General features: G+C 55.8%; 23 protein-coding genes. 7 read left to right on the top strand and 16 right to left on the bottom strand.

Annotated elements, in window-relative coordinates:
* Positions 1 to 99: 99 nt before the first annotated feature.
* The 10 genes from msrA to JD108_RS11275 all read right to left on the bottom strand — a co-directional run bounded on the left by msrA (position 100) and on the right by JD108_RS11275 (position 11,104).
* On the bottom strand, positions 100 to 1,056 hold the full coding sequence (gene msrA, locus JD108_RS11320) for a peptide-methionine (S)-S-oxide reductase MsrA (RefSeq protein WP_198829901.1): 957 nt from the start codon (positions 1,054 to 1,056) through the stop codon (positions 100 to 102).
* Positions 1,057 to 1,384: 328 nt separating this feature from the next.
* Positions 1,385 to 2,056, bottom strand: coding sequence for a GNAT family N-acetyltransferase (locus JD108_RS11315; protein WP_198830078.1), 672 nt, complete (start codon positions 2,054 to 2,056; stop codon positions 1,385 to 1,387).
* A gap of 37 nt (positions 2,057 to 2,093) precedes the next feature.
* Positions 2,094 to 2,771 carry a GNAT family N-acetyltransferase gene (locus JD108_RS11310; RefSeq protein WP_198829900.1) on the bottom strand — a complete coding sequence of 226 codons (678 nt, stop codon included), beginning with the start codon at positions 2,769 to 2,771 and terminating at the stop codon, positions 2,094 to 2,096.
* Between the two features lie 17 nt (positions 2,772 to 2,788).
* Positions 2,789 to 3,646 carry a carbon-nitrogen hydrolase family protein gene (locus JD108_RS11305; protein ID WP_198829899.1) on the bottom strand — a complete coding sequence of 286 codons (858 nt, stop codon included), beginning with the start codon at positions 3,644 to 3,646 and terminating at the stop codon, positions 2,789 to 2,791.
* A 261-nt stretch (positions 3,647 to 3,907) separates the two neighbouring features.
* The gene (locus tag JD108_RS11300) at positions 3,908 to 5,167 is read right to left on the bottom strand and encodes a M20 family metallo-hydrolase (protein WP_198829898.1); all 1,260 of its coding nucleotides are present in this window, start codon (positions 5,165 to 5,167) and stop codon (positions 3,908 to 3,910) included.
* A 152-nt stretch (positions 5,168 to 5,319) separates the two neighbouring features.
* Entirely contained in the window at positions 5,320 to 6,933 is a 1,614-nt protein-coding gene (locus JD108_RS11295; RefSeq protein WP_198829897.1) for an ABC-F family ATP-binding cassette domain-containing protein, read from the bottom strand.
* A 325-nt stretch (positions 6,934 to 7,258) separates the two neighbouring features.
* The gene (locus JD108_RS11290; RefSeq protein WP_198829896.1) at positions 7,259 to 8,335 is read right to left on the bottom strand and encodes a sulfate/molybdate ABC transporter ATP-binding protein; all 1,077 of its coding nucleotides are present in this window, start codon (positions 8,333 to 8,335) and stop codon (positions 7,259 to 7,261) included.
* On the bottom strand, positions 8,332 to 9,195 hold the full coding sequence (cysW, locus tag JD108_RS11285) for a sulfate ABC transporter permease subunit CysW (RefSeq protein ID WP_198829895.1): 864 nt from the start codon (positions 9,193 to 9,195) through the stop codon (positions 8,332 to 8,334). Before cysW ends, JD108_RS11290 begins: the two co-directional genes overlap by 4 nt.
* 14 nt (positions 9,196 to 9,209) lie before the next feature.
* The gene (gene cysT / locus JD108_RS11280; protein ID WP_198829894.1) at positions 9,210 to 10,046 is read right to left on the bottom strand and encodes a sulfate ABC transporter permease subunit CysT; all 837 of its coding nucleotides are present in this window, start codon (positions 10,044 to 10,046) and stop codon (positions 9,210 to 9,212) included.
* A 38-nt stretch (positions 10,047 to 10,084) separates the two neighbouring features.
* Positions 10,085 to 11,104 (bottom strand): sulfate ABC transporter substrate-binding protein, encoded by a 1,020-nt coding sequence (locus tag JD108_RS11275; RefSeq protein ID WP_407649434.1) that lies wholly within the window; start codon positions 11,102 to 11,104, stop codon positions 10,085 to 10,087.
* 207 nt (positions 11,105 to 11,311) lie between these two features.
* Between JD108_RS11275 and JD108_RS11270 the strand changes: the two genes are divergently transcribed.
* Positions 11,312 to 11,617, top strand: coding sequence for a DUF3846 domain-containing protein (locus JD108_RS11270; protein WP_228728386.1), 306 nt, complete (start codon positions 11,312 to 11,314; stop codon positions 11,615 to 11,617).
* 118 nt (positions 11,618 to 11,735) lie between these two features.
* Here the strand turns inward: JD108_RS11270 and dut are convergent, their stop codons facing one another.
* The 4 genes from dut to JD108_RS11250 form a co-directional block, all read right to left on the bottom strand.
* Complete coding sequence (dut, locus tag JD108_RS11265; protein WP_198829893.1) at positions 11,736 to 12,278, bottom strand: dUTP diphosphatase; 543 nt, start codon at positions 12,276 to 12,278, stop codon at positions 11,736 to 11,738.
* 43 nt (positions 12,279 to 12,321) lie between these two features.
* Positions 12,322 to 13,353 carry a ribonucleotide-diphosphate reductase subunit beta gene (locus JD108_RS11260; RefSeq protein ID WP_198829892.1) on the bottom strand — a complete coding sequence of 344 codons (1,032 nt, stop codon included), beginning with the start codon at positions 13,351 to 13,353 and terminating at the stop codon, positions 12,322 to 12,324.
* A 69-nt stretch (positions 13,354 to 13,422) separates the two neighbouring features.
* On the bottom strand, positions 13,423 to 15,672 hold the full coding sequence (locus JD108_RS11255) for a ribonucleoside-diphosphate reductase subunit alpha (RefSeq protein ID WP_228728385.1): 2,250 nt from the start codon (positions 15,670 to 15,672) through the stop codon (positions 13,423 to 13,425).
* Between the two features lie 28 nt (positions 15,673 to 15,700).
* The gene (locus tag JD108_RS11250; RefSeq protein ID WP_198829891.1) at positions 15,701 to 15,979 is read right to left on the bottom strand and encodes a hypothetical protein; all 279 of its coding nucleotides are present in this window, start codon (positions 15,977 to 15,979) and stop codon (positions 15,701 to 15,703) included.
* A 202-nt stretch (positions 15,980 to 16,181) separates the two neighbouring features.
* On the opposite strand from JD108_RS11250, the gene JD108_RS11245 reads away from it, so the two are divergent.
* The 6 genes from JD108_RS11245 (at position 16,182) to JD108_RS11220 (ending at position 22,567) form a co-directional block, all read left to right on the top strand.
* The gene (locus JD108_RS11245) at positions 16,182 to 16,928 is read left to right on the top strand and encodes a hypothetical protein (RefSeq protein WP_198829890.1); all 747 of its coding nucleotides are present in this window, start codon (positions 16,182 to 16,184) and stop codon (positions 16,926 to 16,928) included.
* The gene (locus JD108_RS11240) at positions 16,925 to 17,998 is read left to right on the top strand and encodes a DUF3419 family protein (protein WP_198829889.1); all 1,074 of its coding nucleotides are present in this window, start codon (positions 16,925 to 16,927) and stop codon (positions 17,996 to 17,998) included. Before JD108_RS11245 ends, JD108_RS11240 begins: the two co-directional genes overlap by 4 nt.
* Complete coding sequence (locus JD108_RS11235) at positions 17,995 to 18,996, top strand: hypothetical protein (RefSeq protein WP_198829888.1); 1,002 nt, start codon at positions 17,995 to 17,997, stop codon at positions 18,994 to 18,996. Before JD108_RS11240 ends, JD108_RS11235 begins: the two co-directional genes overlap by 4 nt.
* 10 nt (positions 18,997 to 19,006) lie before the next feature.
* Complete coding sequence (locus tag JD108_RS11230; protein WP_198829887.1) at positions 19,007 to 19,708, top strand: iron-containing redox enzyme family protein; 702 nt, start codon at positions 19,007 to 19,009, stop codon at positions 19,706 to 19,708.
* Between the two features lie 161 nt (positions 19,709 to 19,869).
* Positions 19,870 to 20,811 (top strand): oxygen-dependent tRNA uridine(34) hydroxylase TrhO, encoded by a 942-nt coding sequence (trhO, locus tag JD108_RS11225; RefSeq protein ID WP_198829886.1) that lies wholly within the window; start codon positions 19,870 to 19,872, stop codon positions 20,809 to 20,811.
* Between the two features lie 313 nt (positions 20,812 to 21,124).
* Complete coding sequence (locus JD108_RS11220; RefSeq protein ID WP_198829885.1) at positions 21,125 to 22,567, top strand: amidase family protein; 1,443 nt, start codon at positions 21,125 to 21,127, stop codon at positions 22,565 to 22,567.
* A gap of 120 nt (positions 22,568 to 22,687) precedes the next feature.
* On the opposite strand, the gene JD108_RS11215 is transcribed toward JD108_RS11220, so the two are convergent.
* Positions 22,688 to 23,137 carry a hypothetical protein gene (locus JD108_RS11215; protein ID WP_198829884.1) on the bottom strand — a complete coding sequence of 150 codons (450 nt, stop codon included), beginning with the start codon at positions 23,135 to 23,137 and terminating at the stop codon, positions 22,688 to 22,690.
* 191 nt (positions 23,138 to 23,328) lie between these two features.
* Positions 23,329 to 24,417: a YheC/YheD family endospore coat-associated protein gene (locus tag JD108_RS11210; RefSeq protein WP_198829883.1), complete on the bottom strand. Its 1,089-nt coding sequence runs from the start codon at positions 24,415 to 24,417 to the stop codon at positions 23,329 to 23,331.
* Positions 24,418 to 24,428 lie beyond the last annotated feature (11 nt).

Raw genomic sequence — 24,428 nt, 5'->3', positions numbered from 1 at the left:
CCCTTTTCCTGCTTATCCCTCTCCGGGTTGGAAAAGCACTCCCGCCGCAGGCAGCGCAGCTATTACGGAATCGGCCCGACATGACGGGAATGCGAGTAATTATTGGTCCTGCTCAAACAGACTGAGATACTCCCCGTACCCCTCTGCTTCCAGCTCCTCCTTGGGAATAAATCGCAAGGCGGCTGAATTGATGCAGTAGCGCAAGCCGTTTGGTCCGGGTCCATCAGGGAACACATGGCCGAGATGGGAGTCGCCGTATTTGCTGCGGACCTCCGTCCGAATCATCCCGTGCGACGTATCCAAAAGCTCGTTGATATGGTGCTTGTGCAAGGGCTTAGTGAAGCTGGGCCAGCCGCAGCCCGCATCGTATTGATCCCGGGAACTGAAAAGCGGCTCGCCGGAAACAATGTCGACATAGATGCCGTCTCTCGTATTGTTGTAGTATTCGCCTGTGAAGGGACGCTCCGTTCCGTTGTTTTGCGTCACCTCATATTGGATCGGCGTCAGTCTCTTCTTCAGTTCTGCCGGGTCTTTTTGTGCGCGCCAATGTTCTTCGGTGAACTGTTTGCGGCCGGAACCGGCATAGTAGCGGTTGTAGTGGAACGGGTTCTTCTTGTAGTAGGCCTGATGCCCTTCCTCCGCCGGATAAAACGGCTTCGCGGGCAAAATATCCGTCACGATCGGTGCGGAAAAACGGCCGCTTGCCTCCAGCTCCTGTTTTGATTTCTCCGCCAGTTCCTTCTGCCGTTCGTTATGGTAGTAAATCGCGGTCTTGTAATGCTCGCCGCGGTCGTGGAACTGTCCGCCTGCATCTGTCGGATCGATGTTCATCCAGAAGATGTGAAGCAGCTTCTCATAGGGGAAAATGTCAGGGTCAAAGGTAATTTGTACGGCCTCCCGATGCCCTGTCTGATCGGTGCAGACTTCCTCGTACGTGGGATTCTCGGTAAATCCGCCGGTATACCCTGACACAACGCCGTGGATGCCGGGCAGCTCATCAAATGGTTTGACCATGCACCAAAAGCACCCACCTGCAAACGTTGCCTTCTCTAGCATCTTGATCGCCTCCACTGCTATTTTCTCCGGTCCGATCGCTCGCCAGACTCATCTTTATCCTGCTGCCTTCATTGAATGTTCGTGCCAGCTTACTCAGACTTCTTCGTGCCGGTTCGCGCGGAATCCTTCTCGCCGGGAACGGTATAAAGAGGACACCCGGCACCACGCTGATCGCGGGATGACAGGCGCAGCGGCCGGTGTTTCTATTGTACCACCGGCCGGCTACATGGTTGCCGTATTTCCCTGTGCATTCGAAAAGCCAGACTGCGGCTCTGCTTGTATCACAGAAGAGACAGCCTGGCTTTTTTGCGCGATGCCGCTATAGATGTTAGATGGGTAAAAGCGCCAGTTTGTCTTGTTTGGCCAATCCATCGACCATGTCCAGCCACGTCTGGGGCTTTTGCGGCAGAACGGCGTAGTAGCGCGTCAGGAAAGTCTTGACCAGCGAAGATTCCAGCTGATCCTGGTCTTCGTCGGTCGGCATGAAGCACAGGTCGAGCCCGGAAACGGCTTCTCCGTCATTTTGCCAGGACGGATGCACGTACGGAAAATCAATGCGTTTGTAGCCCAGGTGGGAAAGCACTTCTCTGCGGACAAACGGATCCATCGGCTTGATGCCGCCGAAGGCATGGTCTTGGGCTTTGTACGGATCGTAGATCTCGGCAAACATTCCGTAGAGCACCTTGCCGTTTTGTTCTGCCAGGCGGAGCAAATCTTTTTGCCGCTCGCGGGCGAGGAAGCGGCCGATGCCCATGCCTTCCCGTCCGATAATCGTGAAATCGGTCATGGCTACATTCATGTCTGGATAATAGCGATATTCGGTCGCACCTACGACTTTTCCCTCGTGAACGGCGACAAATACGCGGATGCCCGGATCCTCCAGCGGTTCTTTCCACAGGTCAAAGTCGAGGACTTCCTCCGGCGGAAACACTTCCTGCATCAGCTGGTGCATCTGCACAAACAACGGGTCTTGAATATTTTGAATGCGTACGTATTGCATCATGGCTTCCTCCAACTCTCTTGGTTATGTCGTTTCCTTACGATCCAGGGTGGGATCGAAAAGGGTTTTTCCATTCCATCAAAGCGGCGTAATTGCGTGATTCTTCGTCCTCCAGGTAGTCTTGGACCACTTTTACAGGAGTGCGTCCCGCCCGCATCAAAAAGCTGATGACTGGATCTTTCAGCTCGCCTGAGACGACCTTTTCCAGATAGGCTTCGGCTGACAGCTCCGCCGCATACTGGCCGTAGCCCGGCATCCTGCCGCCGCCGAGCAGACGCTCCAGCCCCTTATGTACGACCAACTCGTACATCGCCTGCATCATGCTTATCCCCAGGCGCCATTTGCGATAGGCTGGACGGATGCAGATATCCACGACGTAGAGTGTGTTCCCGTTCGGGTCATGATTGCGGATATACCCCGAATCGGTGACCTCTTCCCACTTGTGGTCGGGATGGGCGGGGTCGAAATCGACCAGCAGACCGGTCATGGAGCCGGCCAGCACCCCTTCGACCTCGATGCAGATCGCGCCTTCGGGAAACAGCGTCACATGGTTGGTCAGCTGCTCCTCGTTCCACCACAGCTCGGATGGAAAGGGCGGCGGGAAGCTTTCCTGCTGGATGCGGATCAGCTCGGGGAAATCCTCCCGCGTGTAATTGCGGATCACAGCCCTGGCAGGCTTGTCTCCGTGAAACACGAATAATTCCTTGCGATACAATGGCTGCACCCCCTCGATTATTTCCAGTCGGGATACAAGTCGATCCGACGGTCGCGCCAGGTCGTGACGGAGCCCTTTTCTCTCACGTCGTATAGCAATTGAAGATCGAGATCGGCGGTGACGATCATGTCGTTGTTCATTTCCCCTTCGACCAGCACCCCGCGCGGCGGGAAGGGAATGTCATTGGGCGTCAGGACGGCTGCCTGTGCGGTATTGGCCCGCATAAAGTCGACGGTCGGAAGCGAGCCTACAGTACCGGTCAGGACGACGTATACCTGATTTTCAATCGTCCGGGCGTGGCTGGTATAGCGCACCCGATGGAAGGCGTGGCGGTCATCCGTGCAGGATGGACAGAAAATCACATCGGCGCCGCGAGCTTTGGCCATGCGCACCAGCTCCGGAAACTCGATGTCATAGCAGATGATCATCGCGATTTTCCCTTTGTCCGTCTCAAAAATCTGCAGCTCATTGCCCGCGCCCATATTCCAGCCCTTGATTTCCCATGGCGTAATATGGACCTTCTTCTGTCTGCCGACCCGGCCGTCCGGATAGAACAGAAAGGCGGTGTTGTACAGCCGTCCCTCTTCTTCGATGATGTGCGTCCCGCCGATGATATGCATCCGATGGCGTTTCGCCAGCGTCGTGAACAGGTCGAGATAAGCGTCGGTAAAAGACGGGAGATCGCCGATCGAGAGAGCCTGTCCCTTTTCATCGCCAATCGACATGAGCTGAGTCGTAAACAGCTCTGGGAACAGCAGGTACTCGGTTTCGTACTCTTCTGCCGTTTTGACGTAATGCTCGACTTGATGGGCAAATTCCTCAAAGCTATGAATCGTGTGCAGATGGTACTGCACGGCGGATACGCGCATTTTCATGGGCAACCTCCTAGGAACCTGGTTACTGCACTTGCAGATATAAAATAAATAATAACAAAAAACGGGGGCGAAGTCTTGCTTCAATTTGGTGTAAATTGTATCGGAGCCCAACAAAAAAGTCTTTCCCTCACCACCGGGAAAGACGATCATGTATCTGCCACTGGCTAGCTTGCTCGAAGGCAGGTATTTTTACATACGCATCGGTCACACTCAGACTTGGACTAGCTCGAACCCGCGTACCCGCATTGGCAGCAACCGCCGCTACCGGTCCGCACCCATTCTCACGATCGTGCGATAGAGCAGCTCTGTCCCCAGTGCGATATCGTCGTGCGTAGAAAACTCCTGCGGATTGTGGCTGATGCCGTCTTTGCAGCGAACGAAAATCATGCCGTAGTCGCATACATAGGAGAGTGCCAGCGCATCGTGAAAAGGACCGCTCATCAGTTCGGGAGGATTGAGTCCGAGGGCGCTGCTCTCTTCTCGCATGATCCCTTTGATCCAATCCGCGCAATAACGCGGTTCGCTGTTGGTGTCCTCGGTAATCGTGTAGGTCAGTCCGTTATCCCTGGCCGCCTTTTCGATAGCGGCCCGCAGCGCCTTTTCCCGCTCGTCGCGCCGCTCTAGGTCGATGTCTCTGAGATCGACGGTGAACCGCGCCCGCTCCGGAATGATGTTGCGCGAGTCGGGAAACACCTGCAGATGGCCGACTGTGCCGACCGTCGGGGCGTCGGGATCCGTTTTGGCAATCTCATGCAGCGCCGTAATCACTTGCGCCGCCCCGACCAGCGCGTCCTTCCTCATCGTCATGGGCACGGAGCCGGCATGTCCCGCGAAGCCGACAAATTCCACGGTCCACCACAGCGGTCCGGAGATGCCGCTGACGATGCCCACTGGCTGCTCGAGCTGATCCAGGATCGGTCCTTGTTCGATATGCAGCTCCAAAAACGCGCCGATCGCCCCCTCCGGGTAGACGGATTCGTGCAGGCGATCCGGGTCGCAGCCAAATTCGCGCAAAGCCTCTCTGCGGGTGACGCCGTTTTTGTCGGTCCGCTCCAGCTCCCCCTCCTCGAGCCGATTTAATATCCCGCGCGAGCCGAAGAGACCCTTCTGAAACCGGCTGCCCTCCTCGTCGCAAAAGGCCACGACCTCGATGGGCTGTTTGGCGCGCAGTCCTTTTTCACGGAAGGTTTGCAGCGCTTCCAACCCGCCTAGCACGCCGATGGCGCCGTCGAATCGTCCCCCGTAAGGCTGGGAGTCGATATGGGAGCCGATCATCAGCACCGGTGCGTCCGGATTCTCCCCCTCGAGCCGCCCGATCAGATTGCCAAATTGGTCGATCCTGGCCGCAAGACCCGCTTCCTCCATCCAGCTCTTGACCTGATCCACTCCTGCACGATCCTCCTTGGACAGTGCCAACCGGCAAACGCCCGTCTCGCCGATTTTCCCGATTTGCGCGAGGGTGTCGATTCGCGTTTTGAGCCGTTCCGCATTAATTTCGAGGTGCCTCGTTTGCATGCTCATGCCATTGCCCCCTTTATATTATGTAGCAAATACTGCCTTACCTAGATTCTATTCGGTTTGTCCCCCGAAAAGTAGAGAACTTCTGGCGGACTCAAATAAAAAGAATCCTCTGGTTTTTGGCTCAGACCAGAGGATTCTGTGTTCCTGCTCGATTATGCGTAATGTTCTTCGCGGAGACGCTTGATTTCTTCGCTTTCCAGGTACTCGTCGTACGTGATCATCTTGTCGATGACGCCCTTCGGCGTGATCTCGATGATCCGGTTGGCAATGGTCTGAACGAACTGATGGTCATGGGAGACGAATAGCAAGGTGCCTTCAAATTCAATCAAGCCGTTGTTCAGCGCCGTGATCGATTCCAGATCCAAGTGGTTCGTCGGTTCATCCATGATCAGCACATTGGCCTGCGCCAGCATCATCTTTGCCAGCATGCAGCGCACCTTTTCGCCCCCGGAGAGCACATTCGCCTTTTTCAAAGACTCGTCGCCGGAGAAGAGCATGCGGCCGAGATAGCTGCGGATGAAGGTCTCGTCCTGCTCCTTGGAGTACTGACGGAGCCAGTCCACCAGCGACAGCGTCGTGTCAAAGTACTCCGAGTTGTCTTTCGGGAAGTACGCCCGTGAAGTCGTGACGCCCCATTCAAACGTCCCACTGTCCGCCTCGACTTCACCCATCAGGATGCGGAAAAGCGTGGTTTTTGCCAATTCATTTGGCCCGACAAATGCCACCTTGTCGCCCTTGTTGATCGTCAAATTGAGGTTTTCGAACAGCTTCTCGCCATCGATCGTCTTGCTCAAGCCCTCCATGATCAGCAGGTTTTTGCCTGCTTCCCGCTCCGGCTTGAAATTGATGTACGGATAGCGGCGGCTGGACGGCTTGATGTCTTCCAGCGAAATCTTATCCAGCAGCTTTTTCCGCGAGGTGGCCTGCTTGGACTTGGACGCGTTGGCGCTGAAGCGAGCGATAAACTCCTGCAGTTCCTTGATTTTTTCTTCCTTCTTCTTGTTCTGTTCGCGCGCCATTTTCAGGGCCAATTGGCTGGACTCGTACCAGAAATCGTAGTTGCCGACATACAGCTGAATTTTGCCAAAGTCGATATCCGCGATGTGCGTACATACCTTGTTCAGGAAGTGACGGTCATGGGATACGACGATGACGGTGTTTTCATAATCGGCCAAAAAGTTCTCCAACCAGCGGATGGACTCGATATCCAGGTGGTTCGTCGGCTCGTCCAAGAGCAGCACATGCGGGTTGCCAAACAGGGCTTGCGCCAGAAGGACGCGCACCTTTTCGTTCCCGGACAGGTCTTTCATCAGTTTGTTGTGAGTCTCTACGGGAATGCCGAGACCGATCAGCAGCTCTGCCGCATCTGCTTCCGCCATCCAGCCGTTCAGCTCTTCGAACTCGCCTTCCAGTTGGGAGGCGCGGATGCCGTCCGCTTCCGAGAAATCTTCTTTCATGTATAGCGCATTTTTCTCTTCCATGATCTCATAGAGACGCTTGTGGCCCATGATCACGGTTTTGAGAACCTCAAATTCGTCAAATTCGAAGTGGTTTTGCTTCAACACAGCGATTCGCTCACCGGGCGTGATCGACACTTGACCGCTGGTGGGCTCAATTTCACCGGACAGGATCTTCAAAAATGTCGATTTGCCGGCGCCGTTCGCACCGATCAAACCGTAGCAATTGCCAGGAGTAAATTTGATGGTGACATCTTCAAACAATGCGCGTTTGCCATAGCGCAGTGTAACATTTTGTGTGCTTATCATCGCGATACCTGCCTTTTTCATCATTCAATCATTAATCATATCAGATAAGGCGACTTTTCGCAAAATTTGATAGAACAGCCCGCGCGCGGGAACCCTATGGAAGACGGATACAGATCAGTCATAGGAGAGATGGACATGTCGAAGAAAAACGGCGTAAAAAATGAAATGGGAAACAAAGAGAACCCTTCGCAAACCAGGGCTTCCAACACACTGAGCAAAGAGGAGACCCGCTCCAAGCAGCGCGGCGAGTGATCGCGCAAGGAATGCAAAAAAGCGGGGAATGCAAAAAAGCCGGTCGGCATCATACGCGACCGGCTGCCCTCTGTTATCCCCGTATCAGTTGGCCATCGATATAAAAGGCCACATGCTGCAAGGTGACGTAGAGCGTATCGGCAGGCCTGAGGGACAGTTCGTCATAGTTGCGCCGACTAAGCTCGGCTTCCAATATTTCTCCCGTATCCTTACGCTTCAGCTCCAGTCTGACCACCGAACCGAGATCGTATACATAACACAGCTCCGACAAGACAGACTGGGAGTTTTGCGGGACGCGGCTCACTTCGATGTCATGTGGACGGACGTAACCGACAGCGGGCAGGTTTTCCGCCTGCGCCGCCCAATCCGCCTTAAATTCGGCCTCGCCCAGCTTTACCTTGCCGTCGTCGATCCGCCCGCGGAAGAAGTTGACGCGTCCGAGAAAACTGTAGACAAAAGGATTGGCCGGTGCATTGTAGACTTCTTGCGGAGAGCCGACCTGCTCGACGCGCCCTTCGTTCATGACCACCACGCGATCCGCCAGCTCCAGCGCCTCCTCTTGGTCATGGGTGACGAAGACGATGGTCAGTCCCAGCTTTTCATGCAGCCGCCGCAGCCAGCGGCGCAGTTCCTGACGCACTTTCGCGTCCAGGGCGCCAAACGGCTCATCCAGCAGCAGGAATTTGGGTTCGACCGCCAGCGCTCTGGCCAATGCGACTCGCTGCCTCTGCCCTCCCGAGAGCTGCGAAGGGTAGCGATGCGCGAGTCCATCCAGCTGAACCAGCCGAAGCAGCGAGTAGACTCGTTCCTTGATCTCCGCCTTGCTGAGCCTGACTTTTCGCGGCCGGACCTTTAAACCAAATGCGATGTTTTCAAAAATATTCATATGCCTGAACAGCGCGTAATGCTGGAAGACAAATCCGACTCCGCGCTCTCGCACATCCCGATTCGTATTGTCTTCGCCATTGAAAAACACCTGTCCTTGATCGGCTGCTTCCAGCCCGGCAATCAGCCGCAGGAGCGTAGTCTTGCCTGATCCGGACGGACCGAGCAAAGCGACGAGCTCTCCAGTGGGAATGTCCAGATCGACGTTTCGCAATGCGGTAAAATTGCCGTACGTCTTGCTGATTCCTCTGATCTCTATACTCATGCGCGAGCCTCCCCGATGACTTCTGACACCGCTCTCTCCTCTTTCTGTTGACGCTCCGTCTTCCATTCGATCAGACTCTTCAAGACGAGAGTCACCAGCGCCAACACAGCCAACAAGGTAGCCGCAGCAAATGCCGCGACGAACTGATACTCGTTGTACAAAATCTCTACATGCAGCGGCAGTGTATTGGTTAATCCCCGGATATGGCCGGAGACGACCGAGACCGCGCCGAATTCTCCCATCGCTCTCGCGTTGCACAGGATAATGCCGTAGAGAAGGCCCCACTTGATATTGGGCAGCGTAATTTTCAGGAACGTTTGCCAACCGCTGGCCCCGAGCGAGATTGCGGCTTCTTCCTCATCTTTCCCTTGCGCTTCCATGACCGGAATCAACTCTCGGGCGACAAAGGGAAAGGTGACAAAGGTCGTCGCGAGAATGATGCCCGGTACTGCGAAGATGATCTTGATATCATATGCTTCGAGCCATGGACCGAGCACTCCCTGACTGCCAAAAAGCAGCACAAAAATCAAACCGGAAATGACGGGGGAGACGGCAAAAGGCAGGTCAATCAACGTCAAAAGGATATTTTTTCCGCGAAAGGAAAACTTCGCGATGGCCCATGCGGCAGCCACACCAAAGATCACATTCGCCGGAACACTGATCGCCGCCGTGAGCAGGGTCAGTTTGATTGCCGAGCGCGTCTCTTCTTCGGTTATCGCCTGGACGAACAGATCCAGCCCATCACTGAACGCTGCGGCAAAAACGGCGATCACGGGTACGATCAGAAACAGTCCCATGAACAGCAGCGCGATCCCGATCAAAAGCCAGCGAATGTAACCCGGTTCGCTCGTGTCTGTCACGTACGCTTCCCCCCTTAGCGAGCAGCGTCAAATTTATTCGTTTTCCACTGCAAGAAATTGTTCAGCAGCAACATGAGAAAAGAGGCAATAAGCATCACCGATGCGATGGCGGTCGCCCCGAGATAGTCGAATTGCTCCAGCTTGGTCATGATCAACAGCGGGACGATCTCGGTTTGCAGCGGCATGTTCCCGGAGATGAAGACCACGGAGCCATACTCACCCAAAGCTCTCGCGAATGCCAAGGCAAATCCGGTCATGATCGCCGGCAGCAGGTAGGGCACGATGACGCGCAAAAAGGTTTGAAGCCTCGTCGCACCCAGCGTCCGGGCCGCCTCCTCCACCTGCTGATCCCAATCCTGCAGGACCGGCTGAACTGTCCGGACGACAAAGGGGAGCCCGATAAAGGTGAGGGCGATAAAAATGCCGACAGGCGTATAGGCAATCTTGATTCCCCATGCGGCGAAAATCTGCCCGATCCAGCCATTCTGCGAGTAAATCGAAGCGAGAGCAATCCCGGCGACGGCGGTAGGCAAGGCAAACGGGAGATCGACGATGCCATCGAGAATCCGCTTGCCGGGAAATTGGTACCGCTCCAGCACCCAAGCGACCAGTACGCCAAAGACGGCATTTACGCAGGCGGCGAAAAACGCGGTCAGAAAGCTGACGCGAAAGGATACCAACACGCGCTCATCGGTCACCGTCGTCCAAAACTGCTCCCAGGTCATGCTCGACGTCTTCAGGAACAGGATGGACAAAGGGATCAATACGAGCAGACTCAGGTAGATGAGGGTATACCCCATGGTAAGGCCGAAGCCTGGCAAAATTCCTCTGGAACTGATTCGTTTTTTCATGGCTGGCTCCCCCAAAGATTTGCAGATTCTCGACTTTTTTACTTCTTTGCGGGCTGATAGATCTGATCGAAGATGCCGCCATCAGAAAAATGAACTTGCTGTGCCTTGTCCCAGCCCCCGAAAAGCTCTGCAATGGTAAAGAGCTCTATCTCTGGAAACGGCGGCTGATGCGCCAATCGGACCTCTTCGGAGCGCGGCCGGTAATAGTGCTTGGCGGCAATCTCTTGCGCTTCCTTGGTGTAGAGGAACTTCAGATATTCCGTGGCGACTTCACGCGTTTGGTGCTTGTCGACATTTTTGTCGACGATCGTGACTGGCGGTTCGGCCAGGATGCTGAGCGAGGGATTGACGATCTCAAATTTGTCTTTGCCGAGTAGATGAATGGCCAAGTACGCTTCATTTTCCCAGGCGATCAGCACGTCTCCGATCTCCCTCTCGACGAAGGTGGTCGTTGCCCCGCGTGCGCCGGAATCGAGTACGGGTACGTTGCGAAACAGCTTGGTGATAAAATCCTGCGCTTTTGCCTCATCTCCCCCGTATTTCTTGATCGCGTATCCCCAGGCAGCCAGATAATTCCACCTGGCACCCCCCGATGTCTTCGGGTTCGGGGTAATGACGGCCACGTCATCCCGGATGAGATCATCCCAGTCCTTAATTTGTTTGGGATTCCCCTTGCGCACCAAGAACACGATGGTGGAGGTGTAAGGCGAACTGTTGTCAGGCAAGCGGCTTTGCCAATCCGCCGGCAAATACCCGCGCGCGGCAATCGCATCGATATCGTAGGCGAGCGCTAGCGTAACGACGTCTGCCTCCAATCCGTCGATGACGGAGCGGGACTGTTTCCCCGAGCCGCCGTGCGATTGCTTGATGGCAACGGTTTGACCCGTCTTTTTCTGCCATTCCGCCGCAAATCGCTCGTTGACTTCGTTGTAGTATTCGCGCGTCGGATCATACGAGACATTGAGCAGTTCTACCTTAGCGGCCGTGTGACCGTCCGACGGAGGATCGGCAGCCCCCGTCGAGCACCCCACCAGAGCCATAGTCAGGATGAGCGTCATCCAGCGAACAGGCCAAGGCGATCGATTCCCTAAAATCAACTGGTTAATCCCTCCCGTTAATCGCTTCTTTTCTGTAAATACCCGCCCATTTACCGTATGTCTGTGGAGGGAGGGCGGTTCAACGATTCAGGCAAATTATTTTGTAAAAGGTCCTCTCTCGCTTTCCGGGGACGGTTTCGTATATGATGAGAAAAGAAGGAGTGATCGATGGTGATTACGGTACTGGTCAAACGGCCGCATGAAGAGGCGTACCCTCTGGAGATACGCGGGACGGACGAGATCAACGAACTGGTCGGCGGAGAGTATGAGCTTTTGTCCGATGACCGGCTGGAGGGCATCTCGCTATTGGTAAACGAGGAGCTGCGCGGCGTGGAAGCGAACAACTTCCCTATCACGACGGACGGCTACCGCGATTGGGTGTACGGCACCTGTGTCTTTGTCAAATCTGACGGCACCTCCCTGAGCGAATCGGATAGGGATGCGATTCGCGCATATCTTGCCGCGCAGCTTTAACGAGCTGCACAGACAAACGTAGACTTCCTGAAATCTTCGAAAAGCGCAAAAAAGACCCGTCGCACGGGGAACCGCGAACAACTCGGTTCTCTCCTGCCGGGTCTTTTTCAGTCCACTCTTACTGCACGCCGCTGCTGCCAAAGCCGCCTGCGCCGCGCTCCGTTTCGTCCAATTCATCCACCTCTTCAAAGTCGGCGATGGGGACGATCGCCAGCACGCCTTGGGCGATCCGATCGCCCTTGCGAATGAGATAAGCATGCCGGTCCACGGGCTGCGCCGACTCAACCGGCTTGTCGCTTACATCCAGGCAGATCGTTCCCGTCTCCCCGGCAGCTTGGCGGATATTATCCATCAGCACGCATACTTCTCCACGGTAGCCTGCGTCTACGGTGCCGGGCGAATTGCTGATCCGCAGCTTGGATTTGGCACTGATGCCCGAGCGCGGGCGCACTTGCAGCTCGTAGCCGTCAGGCAGGGCAAATGCAAGGCCCGTCGGAATTTTTGCCGTCTCCCCCGGGAGGATCAGCACATCCTCCACCGCGACCAGATCAAATCCCGCATCAAAAGCGCGGGCGTATTGGGGGATGACCGCGTCCGGATGGAGGCGTTTGATTTTCACCGCTGCTGTCGGCCGTTTGGTTGTCGTGTTGTTCGTCGTCATGTCATGTCTCTCCTTTTTCGGGTGACGCGGTTCTACTCTTTTTTTACAAATCACCCAGGTTCAGTCCGCTGGATTTCGTATAGTTGGTCACTTTTTGCTCAAAGAAGTCCGTCTTGGTCTGGTTCAGATTGGCGAAGCTGTCCACCCACTTCATCGGATGTTCGGTGTGATCGGGGTAGAGGATCTCCAGGTCCAGCCCTTTCAAGCGCTGATTTGCCAGGTATTTGATATACCGCTCCAAAATGTCGTTGTTGATGCCGAGAATTTCGTTGTTGGTCACATACTGTCCCCAACGGATCTCATGGGTGGCCGCCGTATGGAACATCCCGCGAATCTCCTCCAGCAGCGCCGGGGTGAACACATCCGGATTTTCCGCACGCAGCTCGCGGAACATATTCTGGAACAGCACCACATGTGTCAGCTCGTCCCGCTGGATGTACTTGATCATCGTCGCCGTCCCTGTCATTTTCCCTTGGCGTGCGAGTGTGTAGAAGAACGAGAAGCCCGAGTAGAAATAGAGCGACTCCAGCAGGTAGTTGGCAATCACGGTCTTGACGAAGTTGACGTCATTGGGATTGTCTACAAACTGTTGGTACAGGTCGGCGATAAATTTGTTTCGCTCCAGCAAATGCTCGTCATTGCGCCACTCGTCGTAGATGTTGTCGCGAGTCTGCGGCGAGCAGACCGAATCCAGCACGTAGCTGTACGACTGCGCGTGGATCTCCTCCTGGAAGGTCTGGATGTTCAAAAGCGAGCATACCTCCGGGGCGGTCACGTAGTCGGAGATATTGGGCAAATTGACTGATTGCAGTGAGTCCAGAAAGTTGAGAAACGAGATCGTCTTGTCAAATGCCCGCCGTTCCGCAGGAGAAAGCGAATCAAACTGCTTGGCGTCATTGGCCAGCGGCACTTCTTCCGGAATCCAGAAGTTGTTCAGCATCGTCCGGTATAGTTTCGCCGCCCATGGGTATTTGATCCGGTTCCACTCTCTCAGATTGGTCGTGTTGCCTCCGATCAGACGCTGTGTGCCGCGCTGTCCCTCTTCATTGAATAAACGGTTTTTTTCCAGTCGCACGCTATTCACGCTCCTTAACCAAGTAACGTCCCCGGCCAGAGCGACCGGGGAGCAGAATGGGTATGTCTTTTACGCCGAGCAGCTGACGCAATCTTCCACCTCTACGGATTGATTCCGCACGTAGTAGATGGTTTTCAACCCGTTTTCCCAAGCCTGAATGTACAGGTTGAGAAAATCGGGGGCAGAAATATGCGGGGTGATGTACAAGTTAAACGATTGGGCCTGGTCGATATGCCGCTGTCTGGCTCCCGCTGCCCGGATGGACCACTGCTGATCAATCCGATGCGCTTCCTTGTAGAAAAAGAATGTCTTTTCATTCAGGTTGGGGGCCGTTTGCGGGATATTGCCGCTTCGTTTTTCCTCGACGAAATACTTCGCGTAGACCGGGTCGGTCGATGCGGTAGAGCCGGCGATCAGACTGGTCGTCCCCGTAGGAGCGACAGCAAAGGTCCAGGCATTGCGCATGCCGCTTTCCGCCACCTCCGCCATCAGCGTCATCCAGCGCTCGTCCGAGTAGCCGCGCCGCTCGAAATACTCGCCCGTCTCCCACTCGCTGCCTGCAAACAGCGGGTAGCTTCCCTTTTCCTTGGCCAGTTCCATCGAGGCTTTGATCGCATGGTAGGCGATCTCCTCATACAGCTTGTCCGCTGTTTCCACATGCTCCTCGCTCTCCCACTTGATTCCGTTCTGCGCGAGGTATTGATGGTAACCGCTCGTGCCGAGACCGACAGCGCGGTATTTCTGATTCGTCACTTCGGCCTGCTTTACCGGATAGTAATTCAGATCGATCACATTGTCCAGCATTCTCATCTGAATCGGTACGATCCGGGCGATATCCGCAGCGGAATGGACGCGTCCCAGGTTCAGCGAGGAGAGGTTGCATACGACGAAGTCGCCTGGTCTGTAGCGATGGACGACTTCCCCGTCCTCCAGTTCTTCGCTGATGAACACGGTGGGACTCATGTTTTGCATGATTTCCGTGCAGAGATTGGAAGAGTAGATCATGCCTTTGTGCTTGTTCGGATTGGCGCGGTTAACGGTATCGCGGAAGAAGAGAAACGGTGTGCCGGTCTCAAACGCGCTGGCCATGATTCGCTTCATGATCTCAATCGCCGGAATCTCCGTCTTGATCGTCAACTTTTCCTCCTGTACGCAAAGCTCATAGCGGCGCTCAAATTCCTCGCCATAGGAGTCCTCCAGGGAGAAGCCCATCACCTCGCGCACTTCATGCGGATCAAAGAGATACCAGCTGCCCCGCTCCTTCACCCGCTCCATGAACAGATCCGGTATGCATACGCCCGGGAAGATGTCATGCGCCTTCATCCGGTCGTCCCCGTTATTCGTCTTGAGCAGGAGGAAGTCGAGAATGTCCGCGTGCCAGACATCCAGGTAGATGGCAAAAGCTCCCGCCCGGGTACCCAACTGGTCGACGCTGATCGCAATCTGGTTATACAGCCTGGTCCAGGGAACGATGCCGCCGGAAGCGCCCTTGTGGCCGCGAATGGAAGAGCCGCGGCTGCGAACCTTGCCCAGGTAGATTCCGACGCCGCCGCCGTATTTGGAGACCATCGAAGTCGCACCTGCCGTATTCATGATGCCCGTCAGCGAGTCGTCCACGGTATCGATAAAGCAGGAGGAGAGCTGATGATAAGGTGTGCCCGCATTCGCCAGTGTCGGAGTAGCCACCGTAATCTCCAGCTTGGAGAGCACGTCGTAGAAATCCTTGGCATGCTTGAGTCTGTCCTGTTCTTTCATCGCCAAATGCATCGCAATGATCATGAACCGCTCTTGGGGCAGCTCCATCACGCCTTTGTCATAGTTCTTGATCAGGTAGCGGTCCGCCAGCAGCCGAAGCCCTGCGTAGTTGAACAGCTCGTCCCTCTCCGGTTTGATGTACGCCTGCAGCTGCGCAAGCTCTTCGTCGCTGTATGTCTCCGTCAAATACGTGCCGTACAAGCCTTGTTCCGTCAATGTATGGACGAGCGCGGTAAAATCACCATAACCGAAGTGCCCGCGATAGCCGCGATTGATGGCGGCGTCTTTGTACAGATCATATGCAAGCAGCCGGGCCGCCACGTACTGCCAATCAGGTGTGTCCACACTCGTTTTTTCCACAGCCGTCTGCATGACGATGCGCTGGATTTCTTTCGTCGTCATGCCGTCGCGGAACTGGATGCAGGCATCCATCTCCAGCTCAAGCGGGTCACATGCCGGAAAATCCTTGCAGGCATACCCGATCACCTTTTTCAGTTTGTCGATCCGCAGCTCTTCCGGCTCTCCGTTTCGTTTCAGAATCTGAATCGTGCTTACAGCGTTCATACCGCAACTCCTTCGTCGCCCCGTGTGTTTATGCCAGCCGATTGGGTACAATGACGGGATCTATATTTGGTAGATTTTGCGTTTCAAAACTTTCCTCCAGTGTACTAGACACCACTATATCTAGCAAGGCAATAATTTTTTCGACAAAGATACCACTATATATTGATTCGAACGAACCGAACGTGTAATTACCACAAGAGAGGGAAAAAGGAAACAGGACAAGAGTCTCATTTCTGCCAACCAAGTCTCCCAAAAGCGTCGTGGTAAATACGCGCACCGGTGTCCATTTCTTTTCGCGACGCAACATGACTTTTTACCCGTTTCGAGCGTCTATTATTCTGGATTGGCTCTCTCAAAAACCTCCCCCTTGCAGATGGGGCTTTCTGCAAGAGGCGCATTTGGAGTATCATCAGAATAATCTTGCATAGCGGTCGCCGGCATGTCCGCCTGATGGCAAACATCTTGATTCCGCTATTTACGCATGCCGTGACGGGAGGGAGCACCTGACGATGCTTACCTATCACCAATTCGCCGTCTCCGAGCTGACCTCTGAGCAGAGGCAAGCTTGTCTCCGTCTGGCAGAGAAGGCTCTGCATGAACCGAACTCTCTTGATCTGGCCCGCTACCTTTCCTCCAAATGGGAGGCATACCCGCAGATCCTCATGGCGAAAAGCGAACACGGAATGGCAGCCTTTCAGCTGCTGCACGCTTTCGCTTGCAATGGCGAGCACTATTTGTACCTGGGTCCCCTGTTCTCGGAGCGAGGGGCCTATTTGCGAATGTTTCTTCATTTCTATGAATCTTTGCAAAAGGCGTATCCTGCCGAGACGTTTCATCTCATGGCCGAATTGCAAAACCCGGAGCTGATGATAATATTCAAAACGCTGTTCCGCCGCGCCTCCTATCCGGCACTCACGGGGGAGGCCATTCCGGAGAAAGCCCGAGAGACCGCCCGCATCTTCGCTGATCGACTGAAGCATATCGAACAGCTTGATTTGCAAAAGCTGAGCACGTGCAGCCGGCATACCTTATACCGCAAGAAAGCGGCATCACCTGTGCTGCTCTCCTGGCTCGGAGCCAGAGGCATATATCCCGAGGAAGGCGGGAGCCAAATTCTCCTGCACTCCTCCCCGCCCGCCCCCGCCCTGCGCAAGCGCGTGAAGCACGATTTGAACCGGGGCTTGTTCATGCTGAAGCACTGGTCCCGCTTTCGCGATGTCATGCTGAAAAAGTTCGAGGAGGGAATCCCGCGATGACCGCCATTTACTTTGCCCAAATCCGCGAAGACAGCCGGGTCGAGCTCGCCCTGTCGGAGCGTTTTTCCCCGCGCCGCATCGCCGCCATCGGATCTGGCGGCTGCACAGCCTTTTCTCTGCTCTGCGATGACGTGGATATAATCTACGCCATCGACCAGAATCCAGCCCAAGCGGCGCTGATCGAATGCAAAAAGGCCGCGCTTGCGGTACTCACCCGCGAAGAGTACCTCGCCTTTCTCGGTGAAACCAAAGGGGCGGATCGGCTGGAAACGTACGCCCGGCTGCGAGTGGAGCTGCCTCCGTACGCGCGCTCCTTTTGGGACGAGCACCCCGGACTGATCGCTCAAGGCTTGAATCATTGCGGTGCCACCGAGCGCTTTTACCGCTTTATCGGGGATAATCTTCGCCATAACGTCTACGGGGATGAGGTCTGGCAGGAGCTTTTGTCTTGCCGGACCGTCGAGGAGCAGATTGCCTTTTCCCGGCGGTATCTGCAAAGCGAAACCTGGCGCACAGCCGTGAGAATTCTGCTGAGCAAAACGACGCATTTGCAATTCTTTCCGGCGTTCATGTTCGCTCAGGCCGGCGAGCAGGATTTCGGTTTGTTTTTTGAGTCGATGTTTCAGCGGGAACTGCAGGCGCGCCCGTTGGCGGGCAATTACTTTTTTACCCAACTCTTGTACGCTGCGTACGCCTGGGAGCATCCGGACGGGGCACCGGCCTACCTGACGGAAGAGGGGTATGCAGCTGCGAGGCGGAATCTGCACAAACTGGCGGTTCTGCCTGTCGCCCTGCAGGACGCCGAACCCGAGCTGCAGGCGATTGATGCCTTCTACCTGTCCAATGTATTTGACTGGGCAACGGCTCCGCAGCGCGATGCGATCGCACGCACGCTCCTGCAGACGAAAGCCCCGGAAGCGGTCCTGCTCTATCGGAACATGCTGGCTTCTCCCGCGCTCCCCGCGCTCCTGCAGGACCGGTTCACATTGGATGAATCACTTTCACAGGAGATGACCGCGCTGGAGCGCTCCATGATGTACCGTCAGCTTACGGTCGGGCGTTTGGCATGAACTATGCGGTTACTCTTTTGACGGAAGAGCATAATCAGGCCCTGCTCGATCTGGCCGCGACTTCGGACACGGGGAGCGACTTGTTCGTCATCGACCGATCTCCCGACTTTTTTGCGCTCGGCCGGACATGGGGAGAGTCGCGCTATTACGGCCTATGGCGGCGGGAGCGGCTGATCGGCTGCCTCGGCGTCACGCGAATCGATCGCTTCCTCGCGGGAGAAAAGACGCCCGCGCTCTACCTGCATGATTTCCGTTTGCATCCGGCGTTCACGGGGACCCGCGCCTACTTTCGCCTGGTGCACGAGGCGGTCAAAGCGCTGCAGGGAGAAAGCCGCTGGGCCTACGGGATCGTCTGGGACAGCAATTCACACCGGCCTTCTCTCTTGCGGGGGGACCGGCTGTTTCCGGCCGCCGCTCCCATCGGCCAGTCGGTTCATCTCGGCATGCCGCTGTTTTTGCCCCTGGCGGGAGACTGGAAACAGGTGGAGGAGATTTCTGCGGGCGAAGCCTGGAAGCACTACGAACAGTGGGCAGTTCCGCTCTCCTTTGCCTTTGCAGATCGGGAGCGGTTTGCGGAGGGGGGCGTCTTTCTCGGCCTGCGGAGCGCGGATGGGCTGCTTGCTGTTTGCAAGCTGGTCGATCAGACGCCTGTTCGAAAGCTGATCGCCTCCCGCTCCCTTCCCCCGCTGCTGCGGATGCTCCACGCCCCTTTTCGCTTGCGGGGAGCAATCGCCCTGCCGGCGAAGCGGAACGTTTTTCCCCATCTCTATCTCGCCCATTACGCCAGCGCCGAGCCGCGTGACCACCGGCCCGCATTTTTTGCCTACCTGGCACGCAGATGGCAGAGGCGGTACGCGTATGCATTTACGGGCCTATCGCCCGAGGAAGCGAAAGCCTACCGCAACCCGCTGGCCATCAAGCTCCGCTCCACCACCTATGCATACGGCGATCCGCCTCGCGACCTGTCGCTGGCGGCACACGAAATCACATTGATGTAGGAGGGCATGTATGACAACGCCTTACGACCAAATCAAGCAGCGCGCCCGCGCGCTTTTTACGCGGGCCAAGGTAGAGCAGCACCCGCTTTTTCAAGCGATGAAAAACAGAAAGGTGTCGCCGGGGCAAGCCAAGGAAGCCGCTCTTCAGACGTATCATGTCGTCGAGCACTTTCCGCGCTTTTTGGCGGCGATCCTGACCGCCATCCCCGACTACCGGCTGCGGATGCCGCTGGTGGAAAATTTGTTTGAGGAGCACGGGCGCATGAATACCGCGCTGGTTCACGTGGAGACCTACAAGAAGTTCCTGTACGGACTGGGCGTCACGGAGGAGGAGCGGCTGCATAGCAAGCCGTGCGTCGGTGTGATCGCCTACAACCGGGCCATCATGGACCTCTGCCTGCACCATCCCTACCCGGAGGGGCTGGCAGCGCTCGGCGTGATCGAGGAAATCGTCGCCCGCGTCTCCCCCTTGGTCGGGGCCTACGCATCGGCCGAATACGGGGACCATGCCGATCTCGCTCATTTTACCGACCATGAAACGCTGGATATCACCCATGCGGACGAAATCTACGAAGTGACCGCTCGCCTCTATGAAGGAGAGAACAAGGCGCTGATCGAGCGAGGAATGGAGCTCGGCATGTACTACCACACCCGCCTCTATACAGACATCCTGCAGCATGTGGAAGATATGGCCGTCTCTTCGGCCCCTTAAGAAGACCCCGTCTCGTCGACAGGTCAGTCTGGCCAAAATCCGATCCGGCACGAAGTGTTTACCGTGCTGGATCTATTTTTTTCTGCAAAAACTTTTTACCTGTGCTATAATAGCGTGTGCGTTTTAGTAAAACCAAATAGCAAGAAAGGGTGAATTGTACATTGCAAGTACAAAAACCGTATCGTATTCTGCTTTACTACAAGTATGTCCACCTCGACAATTACGAGGAGTATGCTGCTGAACATCTGCAGTTCTGCAAGGAACTCGGTCTGAAAGGACGAATTATCGTCGCTCCGGAGGGGCTGAACGGCACCGTCTCCGGTACGGTGGAACAGACCGATGCTTACATGGAGTTCGTACGCAAAGACCCGCGTTTTGCGGATATCTGGTTTAAAATAGATGAGGCAGACGGACATGCCTTTAAAAAAATGTTCGTTCGCGCGAAAAAAGAACTGGTTACCTGGCGCCTGGAGGATGATTTCCATCCGACGGAACTGACTGGCAAATACCTGCAACCCAAAGAGTTTTATGAAATGCTGCAACGCGATGATGTCGTCGTGATCGACGGCCGCAACGACTATGAATACGATCTGGGTCACTTCCGCGGAGCGATTCGCCCGGGTGTCGAGTCCTCCCGAGAATTCCCCGAGTGGATTCGCGAAAACCTGAGCCAGTTTAAGGACAAAAAGGTCCTCACCTACTGCACCGGCGGCATCCGCTGCGAAAAATTGACCGGCATCCTGCTGAAGGAAGGCTTCCAGGATGTGTATCAGCTGCACGGCGGCATCGTGACCTACGGAAAAGACCCGGAAGTAAAAGGACGACTGTGGGATGGCAAGTGCTACGTCTTTGACGAACGGATTTCGGTGAAGATCAACCATACGGAGGAAGACGTCGTCATCAGTAAATGTTACTATTGCGGCAAGCCGGAAGACCGCTATCTCAACTGCGCCAATCCCTTCTGCAACAAGCAGCACTTCTGCTGCCCGGAATGCGAGGTAAAATACAAGCGCTCATGCTCCGACGAATGCCGCGAGCACCCGCGCAACCGCTATGTAGAGGGAGAAGCATCCCAACTGCAAACGGCCGTGGCGAACAAGTAAGCTCGGACATATAGGAAAAGGATAGAGAACGTCTAGGAAATTTCACTGTTACTACCCCCAATTTCCCGATTGATCGTGGAGAAATTGGGGGTATATTGTTACTCCGAAAAAAAAGAGCCACATCAAACTGTTTCATCCCCCGTACTCTGCGACAGGATACCAGGTCCGCTCGCATTTCTGCGAAGGCTAATATGCAGAACGGTGGTACTGCAAACAAACAATTCTTCCCCGCAAAGAGGGTTTCCCTGCTTATTCTTGAACCCTAACGGTAACAGTTTGCTTTCTATTTCTCATCATAAAGGGGGAAGTCTCGTTGGATCACTACACGGAAGCGAGCATTCGCACATTGCAGTTGGCGATGCGAACAGGAAAAATCACCAGCCGGGAGCTTACGATTGCTTACCTGGAGCGCATCATGCAGCACGATAAGCAAGGAGCCGGGCTCAATGCCATCATCGAGATCAATCCGCAGGCTCTGCAAATTGCCGAGGCTTTGGACCGGGAGCGGCAAATCCGCGGGGAGCGCGGGCCGCTGCACGGCATTCCTGTCTTGCTCAAGGACAACATCGCCACAGCGGACCAAATGCACACCTCCGCTGGCTCTCTGGCACTCGCTCATGCCTATGCCAGCCGTGACGCTTTCCTGGTGCAGCGACTGCGGAGTGCGGGTGCGGTCATCCTGGGCAAAACGAATATGACGGAATGGGCGAACTTCATGTCGCATGAGATGCCCAACGGCTACAGCTCGCGCGGCGGCCAAGTGCGCAATCCCTACGGACCGGGTCTCTTTGACGCGGGTGGCTCCAGCTCCGGTTCGGGAGCCGCCGCTGCCGCCGGATTTGCCGCGGGCGCCATCGGCACGGAAACCTCCGGCTCGATCCTGAACCCCTCTGCCAACCACGCGCTGGTAGGAATCAAGCCAACAGTGGGACTGATCAGCCGCTCCGGCGTCATCCCGATCGCCATCAGCCAGGATACGCCGGGTCCGATGGCCCGTACCGTCGAAGATGCAGCGATCCTGCTCGGCGCGATGACCGGGATCGACGAGGAAGATCCAGCTACTGCGGCCAGTGAGGGACATTTTTTCAGCGACTATACCCCGTTTCTGGATAGGCGCGGGCTCCAGGGGACGAGAGTGGGCATCGTCCGCAGCTTTCAGGGGGAGCAGATGAATGCCGATCAGCTTTCCTTGTTCCAAACGGCCCTGCGCGTCCTGGAGGAGCTCGGTGCGGTCCTGGTGGACGATGTCCGGATCCCCTCCGAATCGGAGCCGACCGATTCAGCCGTTCTCTACTACGAGTTTAAAACAGGGGTAAATGCCTATCTCTCCCGTCTTCCTTCCGCTTTCCCACTGCGCACCTTGGCCGATGTCATCGCCTGGAACAAAGCGCATGCGGATGTGGCGCTCCGCTATAGCCAGGATATCCTGGAGCAGTCGCAAGAGACCAGCGGCACCCTGACGGAGCCTACGTATCTACTCAGCAGGCTGCGCGATCTCAGATGGTCCCGGACGGAAGGACTGGACGCCGTCCTGGAGCAGCACCAGCTGGACTGTCTGCTCTATCCCCATGATTTTGGCTACGGGATCGCGGCAAAAGCCGGGTATCCCTCCATCACGGTACCCGCCGGCTTTGAATCGTCGGGAAAGCCGTTTGGGATTATGTTCACGGGAAGAGCCTTCAGCGAGCCGTCGCTGATTCGCATCGGGCATGCCTATGAACAGGCGAGCTTGCTGCGCAAGCCGCCGCAGCTGTAGACCGTCGCCTTTCCCCAAAGAAACAGGGCAAGACGGTTTGCGAGGCGTTGCCTCCCTTCCCTTCTTGCCCTGTCGCGGTTGCTTAACCGGCCACGATGGTGTACTCTCGCCAAAGCCGTACTACAAAGATTGGGCGGAAGCCTCCGCCTTTTTCAGCTTCTCCTCAAACAGCTGTCCGAGTATGCTTACATCTACGTCCCAGCTGTTGTCTCCGTAGTGAACCGTTGCTCGCGTATCTCCCTTTTTGCCCGTAATCCGGATGCTCTTGGTCTTCATTTCGTAGCTTCCATCCTCATGGAAGGTGATCGTGGCATCCTTCAGTTCCTTGTCCAACAAAGGAACGACGGTGCCCTCCAAGGCGTCCTGCGTGGTCTGCACAGCGCTGCGCCCCATGTTAATGACCTGTTCCGGCGAAAATTCGAAGACTAGCACCAGCACGACACCGATCACGATAAAAATAGAAATGATGCGAAACAGACTTTTCACGATCAACTGCAAGATAATAATCAAGAGAATCGCCCCGACGACGATCGGCCAGTAATCGGTTGCCAATTGGATTAGCTGCTCCACACTATCAACTCCTTCATTCCCCATTGTGGCCAAAAGGGAGCATCGTCTAATCATGATGTATTACGAATCAAGCCGCTTTCTGTTTCACACCGCTCCCGCTGGACGCGCTCACCCCACCCCGACCAAAAGGAATGCAAAACGTTGGACCTGCGCAGGAAAAAACGGCGCTTTCCATGCGCCGCTTCGCCTGATTACCCCGTCGCTTTTTTTCCCGACTCCGTCCGTGCCAGATAGAGCGCGTACTGGACGGGCTTCTGGATCGCTTCCTTGTACTTGCGCATGGCCCCCATCTCTCGGAAGATCTCCCGTCCCGGTTTGGGGTTCACTTCGATCAGCCAGGGCCGGCCGTGAATGTCGATGCCGATGTCCAATCCCATCTCCATCATCCGGCCAAAGTGGCCCTCCAGCGTATCCATCGTCTGATAGGCCAAACGTTCACAGTCTTGCATGATTTCCTGTGCTCTCGCTTCCCCGAAGCGCCGCTGCAAAAAGGTCTCTGCCGAAACGGCCTTTCCCCCTCCATGCAGGTTGGAGGTGGCGCTCATCGCCCCGCCGACGCGCATGCCCGCACCCGTGATGCTCCAGCGTCCGGCCCCGTCCTTTTGAATGAGGAGGCGCATGTCGACAGCCCGATCAGGAACGAGGTCCAGATGAAGTCCTTGCTGCACGATGTACTTGTCCTTTGTCGCCCATTTTTTCACCCTGCTCTGGACGGATTCCAGCTGCTTGAAGACGAGGGAGACCCGCGCCCGCTGACGGTCTCGTCCCAAGAGATGATAGCCATTGGCGCGCTTTTCCACGGACAGGATGTTGCGCCCGCCCGTCCCGTTGACAGGCTTGACGTAGATGGTGGCGTGACGAGTCAGCATCTTGTGCAAATTGGCCCGGCTGTACAGGACGGTTTCCGGCAGCCACGGGTGCATCCGGCTGTCGCTGTACAGCACCTCATGCACCCTCCACTTGTTCGCCAGGCGGTTGTTGGCATAGAGGAAGTCGCTGGACTTGCGAAAGGCCACGTACCGCTTGAATGCCTCGCCGGGCGAATAGCGGTAGCGGTCGATCACGGCGTCCGGCCGTGGAAACATCCGCGCTTGCCAGCCGCCTGAGGTGGGAATGAAGCCGCGAACGCGACTCCCGCCGGCCAAGACATCGGGCGGGGAGAACAAAAAGAGCGTGCAGCCCAGCTCTTCTCCGGCTCGAATCAGCTTGCGAAAATAGGCAGGCTCAGCGAATCGCTTGCCTTCCCGCCAGGTTAAAATGCCGATGATGGGTCGTTTCATCGTACCACCCT

The sequence above is a fragment of the Brevibacillus composti genome (assembly GCF_016406105.1).
GTDB classification, from domain to species: Bacteria; Bacillota; Bacilli; order Brevibacillales; family Brevibacillaceae; genus Brevibacillus; species Brevibacillus composti.
The sequence above is the reverse complement of the archived record's forward strand: the minus strand, read 5'-3'. Positions and strand labels throughout refer to the sequence as shown.

Excerpts from the sequence above, each read along its gene's own strand:
- JD108_RS11240 (WP_198829889.1), top strand. The coding sequence starts at position 16,925 with ATGACCGCCATTTACTTTGCCCAAATCCGCGAAGACAGCCGGGTCGAG.
- msrA (WP_198829901.1), bottom strand. The coding sequence starts at position 1,056 with ATGCTAGAGAAGGCAACGTTTGCAGGTGGGTGCTTTTGGTGCATGGTC.
- JD108_RS11250 (WP_198829891.1), bottom strand. The coding sequence starts at position 15,979 with ATGTTGCGTCGCGAAAAGAAATGGACACCGGTGCGCGTATTTACCACG.
- cysT (WP_198829894.1), bottom strand. The coding sequence starts at position 10,046 with ATGAAAAAACGAATCAGTTCCAGAGGAATTTTGCCAGGCTTCGGCCTT.
- JD108_RS11275 (WP_407649434.1), bottom strand. The coding sequence starts at position 11,104 with ATGACGCTCATCCTGACTATGGCTCTGGTGGGGTGCTCGACGGGGGCT.
- JD108_RS11255 (WP_228728385.1), bottom strand. The coding sequence starts at position 15,672 with ATGAACGCTGTAAGCACGATTCAGATTCTGAAACGAAACGGAGAGCCG.
- JD108_RS11290 (WP_198829896.1), bottom strand. The coding sequence starts at position 8,335 with ATGAGTATAGAGATCAGAGGAATCAGCAAGACGTACGGCAATTTTACC.
- dut (WP_198829893.1), bottom strand. The coding sequence starts at position 12,278 with ATGACGACGAACAACACGACAACCAAACGGCCGACAGCAGCGGTGAAA.
- JD108_RS11230 (WP_198829887.1), top strand. The coding sequence starts at position 19,007 with ATGACAACGCCTTACGACCAAATCAAGCAGCGCGCCCGCGCGCTTTTT.
- JD108_RS11305 (WP_198829899.1), bottom strand. The coding sequence starts at position 3,646 with ATGAAAATGCGCGTATCCGCCGTGCAGTACCATCTGCACACGATTCAT.
- JD108_RS11210 (WP_198829883.1), bottom strand. The coding sequence starts at position 24,417 with ATGAAACGACCCATCATCGGCATTTTAACCTGGCGGGAAGGCAAGCGA.
- JD108_RS11245 (WP_198829890.1), top strand. The coding sequence starts at position 16,182 with ATGCTTACCTATCACCAATTCGCCGTCTCCGAGCTGACCTCTGAGCAG.
- JD108_RS11315 (WP_198830078.1), bottom strand. The coding sequence starts at position 2,056 with ATGCAATACGTACGCATTCAAAATATTCAAGACCCGTTGTTTGTGCAG.
- JD108_RS11295 (WP_198829897.1), bottom strand. The coding sequence starts at position 6,933 with ATGATAAGCACACAAAATGTTACACTGCGCTATGGCAAACGCGCATTG.
- JD108_RS11300 (WP_198829898.1), bottom strand. The coding sequence starts at position 5,167 with ATGAGCATGCAAACGAGGCACCTCGAAATTAATGCGGAACGGCTCAAA.
- JD108_RS11235 (WP_198829888.1), top strand. The coding sequence starts at position 17,995 with ATGAACTATGCGGTTACTCTTTTGACGGAAGAGCATAATCAGGCCCTG.
- JD108_RS11270 (WP_228728386.1), top strand. The coding sequence starts at position 11,312 with ATGGTGATTACGGTACTGGTCAAACGGCCGCATGAAGAGGCGTACCCT.